General features: G+C 67.6%; 15 protein-coding genes. 7 read left to right on the top strand and 8 right to left on the bottom strand.

Annotated features, from left to right (window positions below; all coding sequences use genetic code 11):
- The first annotated feature begins 37 nt into the window (after positions 1-37).
- The 6 genes from MIC98_RS08755 to rnfB all read left to right on the top strand — a co-directional run bounded on the left by MIC98_RS08755 (position 38) and on the right by rnfB (position 8,484).
- Positions 38-931, top strand: a complete 894-nt coding sequence (locus tag MIC98_RS08755; RefSeq protein WP_239736880.1) for an ABC transporter ATP-binding protein — start codon at positions 38-40, stop codon at positions 929-931.
- Between the two features lie 12 nt (positions 932-943).
- Positions 944-4,522 (top strand): M1 family aminopeptidase, encoded by a 3,579-nt coding sequence (locus MIC98_RS08750; RefSeq protein ID WP_239736879.1) that lies wholly within the window; start codon positions 944-946, stop codon positions 4,520-4,522.
- Between the two features lie 122 nt (positions 4,523-4,644).
- On the top strand, positions 4,645-5,091 hold the full coding sequence (locus MIC98_RS08745) for a DUF2147 domain-containing protein (RefSeq protein ID WP_239736878.1): 447 nt from the start codon (positions 4,645-4,647) through the stop codon (positions 5,089-5,091).
- Positions 5,092-5,258: 167 nt separating this feature from the next.
- Positions 5,259-7,316, top strand: a complete 2,058-nt coding sequence (gene metG, locus MIC98_RS08740) for a methionine--tRNA ligase (protein ID WP_239736877.1) — start codon at positions 5,259-5,261, stop codon at positions 7,314-7,316.
- Positions 7,317-7,448: 132 nt separating this feature from the next.
- Positions 7,449-8,039, top strand: coding sequence for an HAD family hydrolase (locus tag MIC98_RS08735; protein ID WP_239736876.1), 591 nt, complete (start codon positions 7,449-7,451; stop codon positions 8,037-8,039).
- Between the two features lie 28 nt (positions 8,040-8,067).
- Positions 8,068-8,484, top strand: a complete 417-nt coding sequence (rnfB, locus tag MIC98_RS08730; RefSeq protein WP_239736875.1) for an Rnf electron transport complex subunit RnfB — start codon at positions 8,068-8,070, stop codon at positions 8,482-8,484.
- 82 nt (positions 8,485-8,566) lie between these two features.
- Here rnfB and MIC98_RS08725 read toward each other — a convergent pair whose 3' ends face one another.
- From MIC98_RS08725 to thpR, 7 genes are all read right to left on the bottom strand, one after another.
- The gene (locus MIC98_RS08725) at positions 8,567-8,914 is read right to left on the bottom strand and encodes a RidA family protein (RefSeq protein WP_057640595.1); all 348 of its coding nucleotides are present in this window, start codon (positions 8,912-8,914) and stop codon (positions 8,567-8,569) included.
- A gap of 49 nt (positions 8,915-8,963) precedes the next feature.
- Complete coding sequence (locus MIC98_RS08720; RefSeq protein WP_239736874.1) at positions 8,964-9,572, bottom strand: DUF998 domain-containing protein; 609 nt, start codon at positions 9,570-9,572, stop codon at positions 8,964-8,966.
- 83 nt (positions 9,573-9,655) lie between these two features.
- On the bottom strand, positions 9,656-9,850 hold the full coding sequence (locus tag MIC98_RS08715; RefSeq protein WP_057640597.1) for an oxidoreductase-like domain-containing protein: 195 nt from the start codon (positions 9,848-9,850) through the stop codon (positions 9,656-9,658).
- 85 nt (positions 9,851-9,935) lie between these two features.
- Complete coding sequence (locus tag MIC98_RS08710) at positions 9,936-12,635, bottom strand: XVIPCD domain-containing protein (RefSeq protein WP_345772155.1); 2,700 nt, start codon at positions 12,633-12,635, stop codon at positions 9,936-9,938.
- 117 nt (positions 12,636-12,752) lie between these two features.
- Positions 12,753-13,909, bottom strand: a protein-coding gene (locus MIC98_RS08705; RefSeq protein ID WP_239734866.1) for an IS3 family transposase whose coding sequence is annotated in 2 segments (ribosomal slippage) — positions 12,753-13,669 and positions 13,669-13,909 — 1,158 coding nt in all. Because the reading frame shifts where the segments join, the coding sequence is not laid out codon by codon here.
- Between the two features lie 297 nt (positions 13,910-14,206).
- Complete coding sequence (locus tag MIC98_RS08700) at positions 14,207-14,812, bottom strand: hypothetical protein (protein ID WP_239736872.1); 606 nt, start codon at positions 14,810-14,812, stop codon at positions 14,207-14,209.
- Positions 14,813-14,921: 109 nt separating this feature from the next.
- Entirely contained in the window at positions 14,922-15,509 is a 588-nt protein-coding gene (thpR, locus tag MIC98_RS08695; protein ID WP_239736871.1) for an RNA 2',3'-cyclic phosphodiesterase, read from the bottom strand.
- Between the two features lie 264 nt (positions 15,510-15,773).
- Between thpR and MIC98_RS08690 the strand changes: the two genes are divergently transcribed.
- Complete coding sequence (locus MIC98_RS08690) at positions 15,774-16,862, top strand: tetratricopeptide repeat protein (protein WP_239736870.1); 1,089 nt, start codon at positions 15,774-15,776, stop codon at positions 16,860-16,862.
- A 225-nt stretch (positions 16,863-17,087) separates the two neighbouring features.
- Here MIC98_RS08690 and MIC98_RS08685 read toward each other — a convergent pair whose 3' ends face one another.
- Entirely contained in the window at positions 17,088-17,420 is a 333-nt protein-coding gene (locus MIC98_RS08685; protein ID WP_057642101.1) for a zinc ribbon domain-containing protein YjdM, read from the bottom strand.
- Positions 17,421-17,467 lie beyond the last annotated feature (47 nt).

The following is a 17,467-nucleotide window of genomic DNA, read 5'->3' as shown; positions in this document are numbered from 1 at the left end:
CGGAAAGATGGCCCATCTTCCGGGGAGGTATCCGTCCATGCTGCAGATCCGTGGTCTGTCCAAAACCTACGCCAACGGCGTGCACGCACTGAAGAACGTCGACCTGGACATTCCGCGCGGCATGTTCGGCCTGCTCGGCCCCAATGGCGCCGGCAAGTCCTCGCTGATGCGCACGCTGGCCACGCTGCAGGAAGCCGACGCCGGCAGCGCGACGCTGACCACCGCCGACGGCGCCGGCATCGACGTCCTCCGTGACAAGGACGCGCTGCGCCGCCGGCTCGGCTACCTGCCACAGGATTTCGGTGTCTACCCGAAGGTGAGCGCGCTGGACCTGCTCGACCACTTCGCCGTGCTCAAGGGCCTGACCGCGCGCAGGCAGCGCAAGGAGGTCGTCGAGGGCCTGCTGCAACAGGTGAACCTGTGGGACGCGCGCAAGCGCAAGCTCGGTACCTATTCCGGCGGCATGCGCCAGCGCTTCGGCATCGCCCAGGCGCTGCTCGGCAACCCGCAGCTGGTGATCGTCGACGAACCCACCGCCGGCCTCGACCCTGAGGAACGCAACCGCTTCCTCAACCTGCTGGCGGAGATCGGCGAGAACGTGGCGGTGATCCTGTCCACCCACATCGTCGAGGACGTCACCGACCTGTGCCCGAACATGGCGATCATGAACAAGGGGCAGGTGCTGCTGAGCGGGCGCCCGGCCGAGGCCATCGCCGCGTTGCAGGCGCAGGTGTGGCGCAAGCAGGTGGGCAAGGGCGCGCTGGCCGACTACGAAGCGCGTTTCACCGTGCTGTCCACGCGGCTGGTCGGCGGCCACCCGGTGATCCACGTGTTCAGCCCCTCGCAGCCGGAGGAAGGCTTCGCGCCGGTGGAGCCGGGCCTGGAGGACGTCTATTTCCAGCGCCTGCGCCTGCAGGCGCAGGCCGCCTGACGGAGCCGGCCCATGACCTTCGCCTTCCTCCGTTTCGAGCTGCGCGAGCAGCTACGCTCCCCGCTGCTGTGGCTGCTGGCGGCGCTGTTCGCGCTGATCGCCTTCGGCGCCGCTTCCAGCGACGCCATCCAGATCGGCGGCGGCATCGGCAACGTGCACCGCAATGCGCCGTCGGTGATCGCCACCTTCATGACCTCCTTCACCCTGCTCGGCCTGCTGGTGGTCACGCTGTTCGTCAGCAATGCACTGCTGCGCGACTTCGAGCTGGGTACCGCCGAGCTGGTGTTCTCCAGCCCGATCAGGCGCCGCGACTACCTGCTGGGCCGGCTGGGCGCGGCGCTGCTGGCCAGCCTGCTGATGTACGCCATCATCGCCATCGGCCTGTTCATCGCCCAGTTCATGCCGTGGATCGACGCCGCCCGCCTCGGCCCGGTGTCGCTGCAGCCCTATTTCTGGTCGTTCGTGTGCATGGTGCTGCCGAACGTGCTGTTCACCACCGCGCTGCTGGCGGTGCTGGCGGTGACCACCCGCAACATCCTGTGGGTATACATCGGCGTCATCGTGTTCTTCGTGCTGTACGGCGTCAGCCGCGCGATCCTGGCCGACATCGACAACCTGCACCTGTCCTCGCTGCTCGACCCGCTGGGCATCCGTGCGATGGCGCAGGCGATGCGCTACTGGTCTGCCGAAGAACGCAACAGCGGCCTGCCCGCCTTCACCGGCTACCTGCTGGAGAACCGCCTGCTGTGGCTGGCCGTGACCGGCGCGCTGTTCGCCGCCACCTTCGCCCTGTTCCGCACCGAGCGCAGCGGCACCGGGCGCAGGCGCGGCAGGAAGATCGCCAGCGTCGCCACCACCGATGGGAAGCGCCAGGCGGTCACCGCGCCGATGGTGACGCCGGCGTTCAACGCCGCGACCGGCTGGAAGCAGCTGCTGCGGCAGGTGCGCTTCGATGCCTTCGGCGTGTTCCGCAGCGCGCCGTTCCTGGTGCTGCTGGTGCTGGGCATGGCCAACTTCATCCCCAGCGCGCTGTTCCGCAAGACCATGTACGGCACGCCCAGCTGGCCGGTGACCTCGCAGATGCTGGAGGCCCTGCAGCAGAGCTACAGCTTTCTGTTGATCATCATCGTGCTGTTCTACGCCGGCGAGCTGGTCTGGCGCGAACGCAGCGCGCGCATGGCCGGCATCAGCGATGCCATGCCGGTGCCCAACTGGGTGCCGCTGCTGGGCAAGTTCCTGACCCTGGTCACCGTGGTCGCTGCGTTCCAGGCCGTGGGCGGGCTCACCGCCGTGGCCATCCAACTGGGCAAGGGCTACACCCGGATCGAGCCGCTGCTGTACCTCAAGACGCTGGCGCTGGACTCGGTGGTGTACATCCTGATGGGCGGCATGGCGCTGGTGCTGCAGGTGCTGAGCAACAACAAGTTCCTCGGCTATGCATTGCTGGTCCTGCTGCTGATCGGGCAGTCGGTGCTGGGCATGCTCGACTACACCCAGAACCTGTACAACTTCGGCAGCTGGCCGATCGCCCCGTATTCGGACATGAACGGCTACGGCCACTTCCTGGCCGGGCAGCTGGCGTTCCAGGGTTACTGGACGCTGTTCCTGCTGGCGCTGCTGCTGGTCTGCGCCGCGTTGTGGGTGCGTGGCGTCGATTCGGGCCTGCGCCAGCGCCTGAAGCTGGGCCGCCAGCGGCTGCGCGGCCGGCTGGGCGTGGCGCTGGCCGCCTCGGTCGTGGCCTTCGCCGCCTGCGGCGCCTGGCTGTACTGGAGCACCAACATCCGCAACGAGTTCGTCTCGCCGGACCAGATGCTGGACCGCCAGGCCCGCTACGAGCGCGAGTACCGCAAGTACAAGGATCTGCCGCAGCCGCGCATCATCGCCGTCGACAACACCGTCGACCTGCATCCGGAAACCCAGACGGTCCGCATCGACGGCCGCTACCGCGTGCGCAACACCCATGCCGCCGCGATCCCGGCCATCCACGTGGCGATGGGCGACGACCGCACGCTGGCCAGCATCGAACTGGGTGGCGCCAGGCTGACCACGCACGACGAGGAACTCGGCTACCGCATCTACACGCTGGATGCGCCGATGCAGCCGGGCGAGGAACGCGACGTCACCTTCACCGTGGACATCCACCCCACCGGCATCACCGCCGACCAGGCACAGAGCCGCATCGTCGGCAACGGCAGCTTCTTCAACAGCCGCGTGCTGCCGGCGTTCGGCTATGACACCGGGGTGGAGATCAGCGACCGCAACGAACGCCGCAAGCGCGACCTGGGCGAACCCACGCGCATGCCGAAGCTGGAGGACGAGGCCGCGCGTGCCAACACCTACATCTCCAACGACGCGGACTGGCTGGATTTCCGCACCACCATCTGCACCGCACCGGACCATATCGCGCTGGCCCCGGGCTACCTGCAGAAAGAATACAGCCGCGATGGCCGCCGCTGCTTCGACTACGCCATGGACCGGCCCATGCTCAACTTCTACGCCTACCTGTCGGCACGCTGGGCGGTGAAGAAGGCGGCGTACAAGGACATCCCGATCGAGGTCTACTACGACCCCAAGCACCCGTACAACGTGGACCGGATGATCGAGGGCGTGCAGAAATCGCTGGCCTACTACGAAGCGAACTTCAGCCCGTACCAGCACCGCCAGGTGCGCATCATCGAATTCCCGGGCTACCAGTCGTTCGCGCAGAGCTTCGCCAACACCATCCCCTACTCCGAATCCATCGGCTTCATCGCCGACCTGCGCGACAAGGACAACATCGACTACGTGTTCTACGTGACCGCGCACGAGGTCGCGCACCAGTGGTGGGCGCACCAGGTGATCGGCGCCAACGTGCAGGGCGCGACCGTGCTGTCCGAGTCGCTGTCGCAGTATGCGGCGCTGATGGTGATGGAGAAGGAATACGGCCGCGGCCACATGCGCCAGTTCCTCAAGGACGAGCTGGACAGCTACCTGTCCGGGCGTGGCGGCGAGGACGTGGAGGAACTGCCGCTGTATCGCGTGGAAAACCAGCAGTACATCCACTACCGCAAGGGCTCGGTGGTGTTCTACCGGCTGCGCGAGGAAATGGGCGAGGAAGCATTGAACCGGGCATTGAGCCGCTTCCTGCAGGCCAAGGCCTTCCAGCAGCCGCCGTACACCACCTCGGCCGAGCTGCTGGACTTCATCCGCGCCGAGGCCAAGCCCGAGCAGCAGGCGCTGATCACCGACCTGTTCGAGAAGATCAGCTTCTACGACAACCGCGTGGTCGAGGCGACCGCGAAGCAGCGCGCCGACGGTCGCTACGACGTGACCCTGAAGCTGCACGCCGACAAGCGCTACGCGGACGGGATCGGCAAGGAAACGCCCGGCGTGCTGGACGACTGGATCGAGGTCGGCGTGTTCGCCAAGGGGCCCTCGGGCAAGGAGCGCGACGAGAAGGTGCTGTACCTGCAACGCCACCACATCACCGGTGCCGCGCCCGAACTCACCGTGACCGTCGATGGCCGCCCGGACGAAGCCGGCTTCGACCCCTACAACAAGCTGATCGACCGCGTCTCGACGGACAACCGCAAGCGGATCACGCTCCAGTGAGATCCACGCCTCCGGCATGGCCGGGAGTGCTGCGGTGCGGATTCCGTACTCCGGCGAATGGGTATACATTCGCCGGCAACCGGCATCTTCCGGACCACGACACACGCCCTGGGAGGGGATACATGCGCAAGACCGTCACGACCCTGTTGCTCGCCCTGCCGCTGGCGCTGGCCGGCATCACCGCCGCCCAGGCCGACAACGCCAGTGCCGAAGGCCGCTGGCGCCAGATCGACCCGGACACCCACCGCGCCAAGTCCATCGTCGAGATCGGCCGCGCCGGCAACGGCACCCTGAACGGCCGCATCGTCGAGCTGCTCAACCCCAGCCGCCCCAACCCGACCTGCGACAAGTGCAGCGACGACCGCAAGGACAAGCCGATCACCGGCATGGAGATCATCCGCGGCATGCGCGCCGACGGCGCCAACAAGTGGAGCGGCGGCAGCATCCTCAAGCCCGACGAGGGCAAGGTCTACAAGTCCAAGATGGAGCTGATCGAGGGCGGCGCCAAGCTGCAGGTGTCCGGCTGCATCGCCTTCATCTGCAAGTCGCAGGTGTGGGAGCGGATGTAAGCCTCGTGGATGCGGGGCTCGCCCCGCATGAAGCTTTCCCGATGAAGCCCCGCACCTGCGAACATCAAACCCGGCTCCGGCCGGGTTTCCTGCATTCAAGCCCGGTTTCCCGGCCAGCAAGACACGGCATGCGATAATTCGCGGTCCCCCTGTTCTCCCCAACGGCCATGACCCGTACCGCACTCGTCACCAACGCCCTGCCCTATGCCAATGGCCCGCTGCACCTGGGCCATCTGGTCGGCTACATCCAGGCCGACATCTGGGTACGCGCGCGGCGGCTGCTGGGCGACAAGGTCTGGTACGTCTGCGCCGACGACACCCACGGCACGCCGATCATGCTCGCCGCCGAGAAGGCCGGGGTGACCCCGGAAACCTTCATCGCCAACATCCAGGCCAGCCACGAGCGCGACTTCGCCGCGTTCGGCGTCGCCTTCGACCACTACGATTCGACCAACTCGGCCGCCAACCGCGAGCTGACCGAGGCGCTGTACAACAAGCTCGACGTCGCCGGCCACATCGGCCGCCGCTCGGTGGCGCAGTTCTATGACCCGGCCAAGGGCATGTTCCTGCCCGACCGCTACATCAAGGGCATCTGCCCGAAGTGCAAGTCGCCGGACCAGTACGGCGACAACTGCGAGGTCTGCGGCGCCACCTATGGCCCCACCGACCTGATCGAGCCGAAGTCGGTGGTCTCCGGCGCCACGCCGGAGATCCGCGATTCGGAGCACTACTTCTTCGAGGTCGGCGGCTTCCAGGATTTCCTGCGGCAATGGCTGGCCGGCGACGTCGCGCTGCCGGGCGTGAAGGCCAAGCTGGCCGAGTGGCTGGACGCCGAGGGCGGCCTGCGCGCGTGGGATATCTCGCGCGACGCGCCCTATTTCGGCTTCGAGATCCCTGGCGCGCCGGGCAAGTATTTCTACGTGTGGCTGGACGCGCCGATCGGCTACCTGTCCAGCTTCCGCAACCTGTGCGCCAAGACCGGCGACGACTTCGACGCGGTGCTGGCCGCCGGCAGCGAAACCGAACTGCACCACTTCATCGGCAAGGACATCGTCAACTTCCACGGCCTGTTCTGGCCGTCGGTGCTGCATGGCGCCGGCCTGCGCGCGCCGACCCGGCTGCACGTCAACGGCTACCTGACCGTCGATGGCGCGAAGATGAGCAAGTCGCGCGGCACCTTCGTGATGGCCCGCACCTACCTCGACGTCGGCCTGGACCCGGAGGCGCTGCGCTACTACTTCGCCGCCAAATCCTCCGGCGGGGTCGATGATCTCGACCTGAACCTGTCCGACTTCACCGCGCGGGTGAACGCCGACCTGGTCGGCAAGTTCGTCAACCTCGCCAGCCGCTGCGCCGGTTTCATCGCCAAGCGCTTCGACGGCAGGCTCGCCGACGCGCTGCCGGACCCGGCCCAGTACGACCGCTTCGTCGCCGCGCTGGCGCCGGTGCGCGAGGCCTACGAGCGCAACGACCCGGCCGCGGCGATCCGCCTGACCATGGCGCTGGCCGACGAGGCCAACAAGTACATCGACGACACCAAGCCGTGGGTGATCGCCAGGCAGGACGGCAGCGATGCCGAACTGCAGGCGGTCTGCACCCAGGGCCTGAACCTGTTCCGCGTGCTGGTGGCCGCGCTCAAGCCGGTGCTGCCGCGCACCGCACAGCAGGCCGAAGGCTTCCTCGCCGCGCCGATGCATGGCTGGGACGACATCGCCGCCCCGCTCACCGCCCACACCATCGCGCCCTACGTGGCGCTGTTCACCCGTATCGACCCGAAGATGATCGACGCCATGACCGACGCCTCCAAGGACACCCTCGCCGCCGCACCCGCCACCGACGCCAAGCCGGTGAAAGCGGAAACCAAGCCGGAGGTGAAGGCCGAAGGCGGCACCGCCTGCATCGGCATCGACGACTTCGCCAAGCTCGACCTGCGCATTGGCAAGGTGCTCGAATGCGGCTTCGTCGAAGGCTCGGACAAGCTGCTGCGCTTCCTGCTCGACGCCGGCGACCTCGGCCAGCGCCAGATCTTCTCCGGCATCCGCGCCAGCTACACCGAGCCGGAAAAGCTGGTCGGCCGCAGCGTGGTGTTCATCGCCAACCTGGCCCCGCGCAAGATGCGCTTCGGCCTGAGCGAAGGCATGATCCTGTCGGCCGGCTTCGACGGCGGCGCGCTGGCGCTGCTCGACGCCGATGCGGGCGCGCAGCCGGGCATGCCGGTGCGGTGAAGCGGGGACTGGGGAACGGGAAACAGGGAATGCAGCAGTAGTGCAACCTGATGGCCGGCCGCAGCATCACGCCGACTGCTCCGATGATGCGTCATTCCCCGTTCCCACATCCCCCGTTCCCTGCCCTTCCCCATGCAACTGGCCCTGTTCGACTTCGACCACACCGTCACCCGCTGCGACACCTACAGTCGCTTCCTGCAGCGGGTGGCGACGCCCGAGCAGCATGCGCAAGCGTGGTGGCGGGTGGGGCCGTGGCTGCTGGCCTACCGGCTGCGGCTGATTTCGGCCGAGCGCATCCGCGCCCGCGTCACCTCGCAGGTGTTCAGCGGCCGCCATGCCGGCGAGATCACGCAGATGGCGGGCGACTATGCCCGCGAACACCTGCCCGGCATGCTGCGCCCGGAGATGCTGGAACAGATCCATTGGCACCGCGAACAGGGCCACACGGTGGTGGTGGTGACCGCCTCCATCGACCTGTACCTGCAGGCGTGGTGCGACGAACTGGGCCTGCAGCTGATCTGCAACCGGCTGGAAGCGCGGGACGGCCGCCTCACCGGCCGCTATGCCGGCGGCGACTGCGGGCCGCGCAAGGTCGCGCACATCCGCGAGCGGTTCGATCTGGATCGCTTCCAACGCATCCACGCCTACGGCGACAGCCGCGAGGACAAGCCGATGCTGGCGCTGGCGCACGAACGCTGGTATCGCGGCAAGCCGCTTCCCTGACACAACAGACGCGCAGCCACCGCCACGCATGCAGGACACGCCGGAAAACCTGATCGAACGCCTCGACCGCATACTGCCGCAGACCCAGTGCGGGCAATGCGGCTTCGACGGCTGCCGCCCCTATGCCGAGGCGATGGCCCGCGGCGCGGCCGGCGTGGAGCGCTGCCCGCCCGGCGGCGATGCGGGCGCGCGCGCGTTGGCGCACGTCCTCCACCTGCCGGCGGTGCCCTTCGACCGCAGCCGCGGCGAGCACAAGCCGGCGCAGGTGGCGGTCATCGTCGAGGCCGACTGCATCGGCTGCACCAAGTGCATCCAGGCCTGCCCGGTGGACGCCATCGTCGGCGGCGCCAAATTCATGCACACCGTATTGGCCGACCTGTGCACCGGCTGCGAGCTGTGCATCCCGCCGTGCCCGGTGGACTGCATCGACCTGAAACCCTTGTAGGAGCGCACCTTGGTGCGCGATGGGCGTTACCGGGGAAGCTTCATCGCGCACCAAGGTGCGCTCCTACGGTGTCATCAGCGGCTTACGGCACCGCCGCGGTGATCACGATCTCGATCTTCCACTCCGGGTTGGCCAGCCTGGCCTGCACCGTGGCGCGCGCCGGGGTGGCGCCTTGCGGCACCCACTTGTCCCAGGCTTCGTTCATGCCGGCGAAATCGGCCATGTCGGCCAGGAAGATCTCCGCGCGCAGGATGTGGCTCTTGTCGGTCGGCGCCAGCCGCAGCAGGTCGTCGATGGCCTGCAGCACCTGCTCGGTCTGGCCGACGATGTCGGCGCCGGTGTCTTCCGGCACCTGCCCGGCGAGGTAGGCCACGCCGTGGTGGACGATCATTTCCGACATGCGCGGGCCGGTGTCGTAGCGTTCGATCATGGTTTGCCTCCGATGAATGTGGCCGCCATTGTGCCGCGAAGCGGCGGTTTCAGCCGTTACTTCGCGCCTGCCGCCACAGGCCTGCGGCGGCCCACGCCAGCCAGCCCACCACCAGCGCGATCACCAACTTCTGCCCCAGCCCGCGCGGGCTGCCGCGCCAGAGCACGTGCAGCCACAGGCCGGCGAACGCCAGCCATGCCCACCACCACGCCAGCCGGTGCCGGCCATGCCAGCGCGCATCGCGGCCGAAGCACCAGGCCTGCACCAGCATCGCCACGGTGACGCACAGGAACGCGGCCTGCGCCGCCAGCCCATGCACCAGCGGCGCCAGCAGCGGCGCGTGCTCCGGCAACCAGCTGTCGCCCACCGCCACCGTGGTCAGCCCCAGCCCGGCGGTACAGAACAGCACCAACGGCAGCCCGCGGCGAGCCCGTCCCTGCATGTCCAGATACAGGGCCAGTGCCAATACGGCTATGCCGGCCGCCAGTACGCAATAGGCCGTACGCAGCAGCAAGCCGTGCGGCCCGTGCAGGTACAGGCTGAGGGTGGCGCGCACCCAGTCCAGGTCGTCGCGCGCGAATTGCAGGCACACCGCGGTGGCTGTGAACAACAGCAACGCAGACAGCGCGGACAAGGCCGCATATCGCTTCAATCGCATGGGCAGGGAAGCAGTCGTGTCCAAGGTGATCCGGGAATCGGCAAGGAGATGCCAGCCTATCCGCAAGACGGGCCGTTGCGCGGTCAGCCTTCCGCTTCCGGGTGCCGCTGCTTCCACTCGGCCAGCGCCTGCCGGTAGCGCGCCAGCTCGTCGGCATACAGGTCCAGCACGCACAACGGGCAACCGCTGCCGCAGCATTCGTTGGGGCCCGGTTCCTCCGGCGGCAAGGGCCTTGGATCTGGATCGATAACGGGAATCGGAGTCACCACGGCGGGCATTGCGACCAATCAGGCAAGACAGAACCCATGGATTCTAGGCCATCAAACCCGAGGGGATGGTCGCCGTTGCGGTCGTGTTTCTTCCCTACCCCATACCCGGGGCGCCACGCCCACCGGGACCGTCCTGGTGGCGCTGTTGCTGTCCCATCGCCAACTGCTGTTCGCGCTGCTGGTTGAGCGCTTGCACCTGCTCCACGCTCTCCTGCAATGGCGGTGCCGCCTGGGCAATCTCGGTCACCGAGCGAAACCCCGGTACCATCCCCGCGATGCAGATCCGGTTCTCGGCCATCATGACCCGGTCGATCTTGTCGGGGCCAGCAATGTCGGCCCGCTTGGCATCGTGCAGGGCGCGCATCACCTGGTCGTCGCCGATATGGCCCGGCACGCCCTGACGGATGCAGGCGAACATGGCTTGATCGGCTGGCAACAGCAAGGCGATCCCCTGTTGCTGCTGTACCGTGCGTTCGGCGGCGGGAGCGTTGCTGACCAAATGCGGCGAACGGGCATGCGCCCATTGCCGTGAATGTTCTTCCAGCGATATCGACAGCGCCTTGCCAGGGTCCACCCGGACCGTCTTCGGGTCGGAAAAGGCGTTGAGCTGCCAGATGCCTTCAACCTGACCATCCGCGGCGATGCGCACCCGGTCGATGCGCAGGCCTTGGCGCTCGCCCTCCACCAGCAACGCGGCGGCCACCTGCTCGCTGTGCCGGCCGTGGGGAACGCCCCGGTTGATCTCGGCGTAGTGGAGTTCCATCAGGACACGCTGGAAATCAGTGTGTCCCGGATGCTGGGCATCGCTCAGGCGCTCCGGCAATGGCGTCGCCCGCGGTTCGGCCAGCCTGAGGGATGCCGAGACGGACGCCGGCGCCGCGGTCCGTTGTTCCGGCGACGGGGTGACCCGGAGCGTCTCCAGAGTGGGGATTTCGCGCTCGGGAGCCAAGCCCGGTTGCAGCAGCTTCTGGGCGTGCGTGCGCTGGGCCTCGAAGGCCAGATCCAGTTCGGCGCGCAGGTTGCCGTCGGCGTGGCTGTCCCACAGCAGTCCGTCATGCGTCCACTGGCCGTCGGCTTCGCGGGTGTAGTGCCGGCCATCGGAGGCCACCACCCGTTCCGGGTGCGCCAGGGTGTTTTCGACCGCTTCCGGTACCTTGCCGTGCCGCTGCCAGTCGTTCTGCGCATACAGGACCTCGAACGTGGCGGCGAGGGTCGTCGGGCTGCACGCGGCATTGTCGGCGATGATCTGGCGCGACTGGGCGTCCAGTTGCGTGGCCCGTTCCGGCGGGGCGGTCTCGGTGTAGCCCAGGCCGGGCTTGTCGTGGTTGAGCTGTCGCTGCCAGCCGCCGTTGGCCGGGTTGCGGATCCAGTCGCCCCCGTAGGCGCTGAACGTATCGTCGCGACTGGCCGGCAGCTTGAACGGATCGCGCGCGGTCGCGGCGGCCAGGCCCAGTTCGGTGGCTTTGGACACGGCCTTGTAGTTGAGTTCGTCGGCCAGTGCCGGGCTGGCGGTCAGGCGCTGCCCTTGCGGTGCCGTCGGCAGCGGTGGCAGGGTGCGCGTCCAGCCCTGTTCGGGATGGGCCGGGTCGGCCTGCCAGGTGTGGCCGTCGCTGCCGCGCTGGGTATAGATGCGTCTGTGCTCGATGGCATCGGCCAGCTTGTCGCCAGCCACGCCACCGACGACCGCCCCGAGCGCTCCCGTGGCGAGTGCGCCCGGCCCCAGCGTGCTGCCGGCCGCCAAGCCCGCCTCGAAGCCCAGCCATGCCCCGGCGCCGGTGCCGGCCGAACGGCCCACCGCTGCCTGGGCGGCGGTCAGGTTGCCCATACTGCGCAGGCGGGTGTAGTCGTGGGCGGTCTTGGCGACCTCGATGCCCGTGGTGACCACCGCCGCACCGTGGCCCAGCGAGCGGGCCAGCTTGGTCGCTCCCGGCACTGGACCGATACCGGCCGCTTCGGCCGCTTCGATGCGGCGCAGGTTCGCCAGCGCGACCTCCCCCGGCTCCGCCGGCACAGGGCCAATGGCCACCCGGTTCAACGGGCCGCGCTCGACCTCGGGCGACAGCGGCTTGGGGGCGTGCGGCAGGGTATCGTTGGCAACGGTCCTGTCCGGCGCCAGGCGTGCGCTCACGCCTTCCGTGGCCCGGTCCACCTGGCGGTCCAACTGGTAAATCACCATGCCTTCGTGGGAGTTGTGCACCACGTTCAGGCGCGGATCGCTGGGTTCGTGGACCTTCTCCAGCAAGGAGACGCCCGGGCGCAAGGCGTTGCAGTAGTCCACCATCAGGTTGCAACTGCGGCTGGCCAGACCATCGCGCAAGTAACTGCCCCCGATGTCCGAATGCGCACCGCCCACCTGCACGTTGAGGAAACGGCCATCGGCGGAGACGTCTGGCGGCATCAATTGATCGCTGGGGAACCTGGCGCGGGTTTCGTCCAGCGCGGTGATCTGGAAGCCGGACACCACCGACGGCGCCAGGCGCCGGTCGAACCGCTCGGGGATGCCGGTGGCAACCGGGTCGAACAGGCCTACGGCCTGGGGCGTCATCCCGGGTGGGGCGATGTGGCGGATATAGATGATTTTGCCATTGGCATCGAAGGATCGGCTGGTCGGATCGACGATACCGCGCTCATGCAGGAGATTGGTGAACCCGGCGGCCTGACTGGCGCCACGGCTGAAGCCAGTGCTGAGCACGCGGATATTGACATTGGGGTCCGCCCGCCTCCACTCCTGTGCTTTGTCCACCAAGTCGGCATACATCTTCTCCAGCCGTTCTTCGTAGGTATAGCCAAGCACTGCATCTATTGTGCGTGTGAGCGGGTTGCCTTGGGTTCCCGGACCTTCTAGATAACGAATGTAGATTTGTGAATCCTTCTCGCCCAAATACTTGATCTGATCGTCGATATTGGGGTTCTACCCCGAAATCACGGACGGTTGTGAAAGAGCTTGGAACTCCCGATCGCGCCTGGCGACTCTTCGCCGCATCCTCGGGTTATGGAACCGCTCGACGTATTCGAACACATCAGTCTTCGCTGCATCGAGTGTCAGGTACTTCGTGCGGTAGATCCGCTCGCGCTTGAGCACGCCGAAAAACCCTTCGCAGGCCGCGTTGTCGCCGCAGTGTCCCACCGCGCTCATCGAACAGACCAGGCCGTTTCTCGACAGATACCGCTGGTAGTCGCCGCTTCGGAATTGACTGCCGCGATCGGAATGCAGGATCACCGGCTCCGCGCCTTGCCGCTGCCATACCGCCATCTGCACCGCCCGGATCACCATGTGCCGGTCCTGCCTGTGGTGCATCGACCAACCCACCACGCGCTGGTCGAACAAATCCAGCACGATGCATAGATACAGCTTGCCTTGTCCTGTTTTGATCTCAGTGATGTCGGTGACCCATTTGGTCTCCGGCTCCAGTGCGGTGAAGTCCCGCTCCAGCAGGTTGCGCACGCCCGGAGGCGTGAGCGCCGGCCGTCCGCGCTGACCGCGCCGCTTCGGGCGCGGCCAGCCCTGCAAACCCTCGGCCGCCATCAGTCGCGCCACGCGGTTCAAGCTGGCCGACTCGCCCTGATCGACCAGGTCTTCGTGCATGCGACCGGCGCCGAGAGTGCCACGGCTGTCCTCGTGCATCTCGCGGATTCGCGCGGCCAGGCGCTGGTTGTCGCGCTGTCGGGCGCTGGGCAGTCGCTGGCTCCAGTCGTAGTAACCGCTGGCCGACACCTTCAGGCAGCGGCACATCAGTCGAACCGGAAACGCGTCGCGGCAACGTTCGATCACCTGATACCTCAGGATGATCCCTTGGCAAAGAACGTCGCCGCTTCTCGCAAAAAATCCCGTTCCTTCCTCACCCGGGCCAGCTCGCGCTTGAGGCGGGCCAGCTCTTCGTCCCGGGGCGTCCCGCTGCCGCCGAAAGCCACCACCCCCTGGCTCTGGGCTTCCCGCTTCCAGCGGGTCAACAGGGTGTCGCGGATCCCCAACTCCCGAGCCACTTGGGCACAGCTCACACCCGGCTGGCTGGCCTGCTCAATAGCACCGCGCTTGAACTCGGCGCTGAACTTCCTTCGCTTCGACATGAACACTCCTCAGGCCTCGATCGGCCTTCTCGTAAGTGTCCGTGAAAACGGGGGTGAACCCTAACGGAACTTCAAAGGCCACGGGTCGGCCGGGGGAAACAGTGACTTCAAGCCCAGCATGGGGAATATCTCCTCGTTCCTTGAAGGATGTACCCGTCAATCCTACGGCGCATGGTGGTTGTCCGTCATCAGGCAACGCCAAGGTTTCGAGCGTGGGTAACCGAATGACCCACCGCTGCCTGGATGGCGGTCAAGTTCCCTTGGTTGCGCAGACACAGACAGGTCAGGCAGCTGAAATCAGGCCCCCAAGACCCGCCGCAGGTTTTCCCGCGCCTGCGCATCCAGGCGCACGTGGAAGAAGTCGCTGAAGAAGATGCGCGGTTGCGCCAGCACGCCCTTCAGGAAGCGGCGGCGGTTGATGCGGAACAGGAAGCCCGGCACCTTGCCGCGATATTCCTCGGCGATGCCGCGGTCGTAGGCGTCGAACACCTCCGGCGGCGCGCCGAGGATGGCCATGTCGCTGTCCAGGAACAGCGCCGCGTCGGCGTCCAGTTCGTCGCCGCGCAGACTGCCGTGGCGGGCGGTGAGTTCGATCAGCTGCACCACCCGCCCGGCATCGATGCCGGCATCCGGCAGCCAGCGCGCGATCGACTCGCGCGCAAGCTGCGCCGAGCGCAGTTCGTTGTCGCCACGCCCGGCCTCGTAGACCGCATCGTGGTACAGCATCGCCAGCGCCACCTCGCGCGGCTGCCGCCAGCCGGGGCCGGCGGCGACGTCGTGGAAATGCCGCAGCAGCGCCCGCACGTGGCCGAAATGGTGGTACGCGCGTGGCGGCTGCGCGTGCGCGGCCTCTATCTCGGCCAGTTGGCCGGAAGGCAGGGGGAACGGGATCAGGTCATCCATGCGGGCATTCCGGGAGCGTAGGAGCGACGTGAGCCGCGACCGGGTTTCACCGGGAAAGCCCCGGTCGCGGCTCACGTCGCTCCTACGGAAACATGCTTCGTTGCCGGCTTCAACCCAGCGCCCAGCGCCCTTCCAGCTGGTAGCGGGTCTGCCCGAGGTAGCTGCGGATCAACACGAACTCGCGCACCAGCCAGCGCATCGGCTGCACCGGTTGCAGCGGCAGCCTGCGCCTGTCGTAGAGCAGGGTCAGGTGCGGGGTGAACGCCGGCTCCGGCTTGCCGCCGACGCCCTGCATGCAGCGCGCCAGTTCCCGGTGCAGGTCGTGCAGCAGTTCGGCGCCATGCTCGCTGCGCAGCACGAACGGATGCTGGCGGCTGCCGCTGAAGCTGCCCACCTGGTCGAAACAAACCTCGAACGCAGGCAGGCGCACCCGCGCCGCGGCCTGCTGCGCCCTGGCCAGCAGCCCCGGCGGCAGGCCAGCGTAGTCGCCCAGATGATGCAGGGTGACGTGCAGGCGCTCGCGCGCCAGCGGCCGGCCATCCAGCCCGTGTTCCCCGCGCAGGCCGTCGGCCAGTTCGGCGATGCGCACGGCGGTGGCCGCATCGGGCATCACCGCGAAGAACAGGCGCTCGGTCGGGATGTCGCCGCCGAAACCCAGCGACAGCTGCGCCTCGGCGGAAGGAATGAACTTCGTCATGGTCGGAAGGCGCCGGCTGGCGGAAAGGCCCGGAGGTGGCCGGCATCGCGTCGGGGCCGCGGATACTAGCAGACCACCGCCGGAGCGGCCGCGCACCGACATGGCGAAAACCTCGCCAGCGTCCGCAACCGCCCGCGGCATGGGCGCCGCCAACGGTTATCCACAACCTTGCCGGGCATCCATCCACACCGCCTGTGGATTTCCTCCGGGCGCCGGCGAAAGGCATACACTGGCCGGGCCGCAGCAACCTTCCGGGTATCGGTCATGATCGGTTGGAATGCCTTCGCCCTGCTTGCCGCCATCACCACGGCCCCACCCGCCGTGCCGCCATCCCCCGAGCAGGTGATGGCAATCCCGGCCGAACTGCGCCAGCAGTTGCAGGAGCAGGTGGTCCACGGCGCCAACGCATCCGACAAGCGCCTGCAACTGCTGGTGGAACTGGTGTTCCAGCCGCGGCACCCGGAGACGCCGAGCCTGCAGTACGACACCGCGGCCACCCTGACCGTGGCCGAAACCTGGGCGCAGCAGCGCGCCAACTGCCTGTCCTTCACCCTGCTGTTCGTCGCGCTGGCGCGCGAGGCCGGGCTGGAGGCGCACATGCAGGAAGTCGGGCAGGTGGTCGGCTGGTACCAGGAACAGGGCGTGATCTACAACGCCGGCCACGTCAACGTCGGCCTGCGCGTGGATGGCCGGCGCGCGACGCTGGACCTGGACCAGAACGTGCTCTACGACCGCCGCGGCCCGCAGCCGATATCCGACCAGCGCGCGCTGGCCCACTTCTACAACAACCGCGGCGCCGAGCTGATGGCCGCGCACGACGGCGAAGGCGCGCGCGCCCACCTGCGGATGGCGTTGCAGATGGACCCGCACTTCGCACCGGCATGGAACAACCTGGGCGTGCTGGAAACCCGCGCAGGCGACCTCGACGCGGCCGCCCGCGCCCTCGACAATGCCCTTCAGGAGGACCCGATGCTGGCCTCGGCGCTGTCCAACACCAGCGCGCTGTACCACCGCATCGGCAGGGAGCAGCAGGCCGCGCGGCTGGCCATGCGCCTGCAGCGCGTGCACGCGCGCGACCCGTTCTACCAGTTCATGCAGGGCGTGACGGCCGAACGCCGCGGCGACTATGCGCAGGCCGTGGTCGCCTACCGCCACGCCATCCGCCTGTACGGCAGCGCCCACCAGTTCCATTTCGGGCTGGCGCGGGCCTATTTCCTCGAAGGCGACAACCGCCGCGCGATGCGCGAGATGGCGCGCGCCCGCGAACTGGGCGGCACCGACCCGGTGCGCGCGGTCTACCAGTCCAAGCTCGACAGCCTGCGCCGCATCAGCGCCCGCCACGCGTCGCGCTGACGCTTCCGCGAAGTCACGCAACAGGCGTCAGGATTGCCTGGCAAGGCCCCATGCGGGGCAAGCCCCGCATCTACGAAAGCAATGCCGCGGGTTCAAGGCACACCCACACGAAGCCTCCCCCCTCCACGTCCCACATCAATGAAAGCAGGGCGAAAGCCGTAGGTGTGGGGCTTGCCCCACACGGGGCTTTCTCGATGACGAGGCACGCCCCGTACCCGGGGGTGCTCAGGCCTTGCGCAGGAAGCAGGTCTTCAACACCAGCCCCTTGATCTTGTCCGAGTTGCCTTCGATGTGCTCGGCGTCGTCCTCGACCAGGCGGATGTTGCGGATCACCGTGCCCTGCTTGAGCGGGATCGACGAGCCCTTGACCTTCAGGTCCTTGATGACGGTGACGGTGTCGCCGGCCACCAGCACGTTGCCGTTGCTGTCGCGTACCACCAGCGCGCTTTCCGCCGCTTCGTCCGGCGACCATTCGTGGCCGCAGTCGGCGCAGACCCACAGTGCGCCGTCGGGATAGACGTTTTCCAGCGAACACTGCGGGCAGGAGGAAGTGGGCATGGCGGCTCCAGAGACGTGGCAAAGCGTCGATTGTAGCCGCCCGTCCT

Origin of the sequence: Stenotrophomonas sp. NLF4-10, assembly GCF_022359915.1 — a bacterium.
GTDB lineage: Bacteria > Pseudomonadota > Gammaproteobacteria > Xanthomonadales > Xanthomonadaceae > Stenotrophomonas > Stenotrophomonas daejeonensis.
This window is presented reverse-complemented; position numbering and strand designations above follow the sequence as displayed.

Excerpts from the sequence above, each read along its gene's own strand:
- MIC98_RS08750 (WP_239736879.1), top strand. The coding sequence starts at position 944 with ATGACCTTCGCCTTCCTCCGTTTCGAGCTGCGCGAGCAGCTACGCTCC.
- MIC98_RS08755 (WP_239736880.1), top strand. The coding sequence starts at position 38 with ATGCTGCAGATCCGTGGTCTGTCCAAAACCTACGCCAACGGCGTGCAC.
- MIC98_RS08685 (WP_057642101.1), bottom strand. The coding sequence starts at position 17,420 with ATGCCCACTTCCTCCTGCCCGCAGTGTTCGCTGGAAAACGTCTATCCC.
- rnfB (WP_239736875.1), top strand. The coding sequence starts at position 8,068 with ATGCAGGACACGCCGGAAAACCTGATCGAACGCCTCGACCGCATACTG.
- MIC98_RS08700 (WP_239736872.1), bottom strand. The coding sequence starts at position 14,812 with ATGGATGACCTGATCCCGTTCCCCCTGCCTTCCGGCCAACTGGCCGAG.
- thpR (WP_239736871.1), bottom strand. The coding sequence starts at position 15,509 with ATGACGAAGTTCATTCCTTCCGCCGAGGCGCAGCTGTCGCTGGGTTTC.
- MIC98_RS08690 (WP_239736870.1), top strand. The coding sequence starts at position 15,774 with ATGATCGGTTGGAATGCCTTCGCCCTGCTTGCCGCCATCACCACGGCC.
- metG (WP_239736877.1), top strand. The coding sequence starts at position 5,259 with ATGACCCGTACCGCACTCGTCACCAACGCCCTGCCCTATGCCAATGGC.
- MIC98_RS08720 (WP_239736874.1), bottom strand. The coding sequence starts at position 9,572 with ATGCGATTGAAGCGATATGCGGCCTTGTCCGCGCTGTCTGCGTTGCTG.
- MIC98_RS08745 (WP_239736878.1), top strand. The coding sequence starts at position 4,645 with ATGCGCAAGACCGTCACGACCCTGTTGCTCGCCCTGCCGCTGGCGCTG.
- MIC98_RS08735 (WP_239736876.1), top strand. The coding sequence starts at position 7,449 with ATGCAACTGGCCCTGTTCGACTTCGACCACACCGTCACCCGCTGCGAC.
- MIC98_RS08725 (WP_057640595.1), bottom strand. The coding sequence starts at position 8,914 with ATGATCGAACGCTACGACACCGGCCCGCGCATGTCGGAAATGATCGTC.
- MIC98_RS08715 (WP_057640597.1), bottom strand. The coding sequence starts at position 9,850 with ATGCCCGCCGTGGTGACTCCGATTCCCGTTATCGATCCAGATCCAAGG.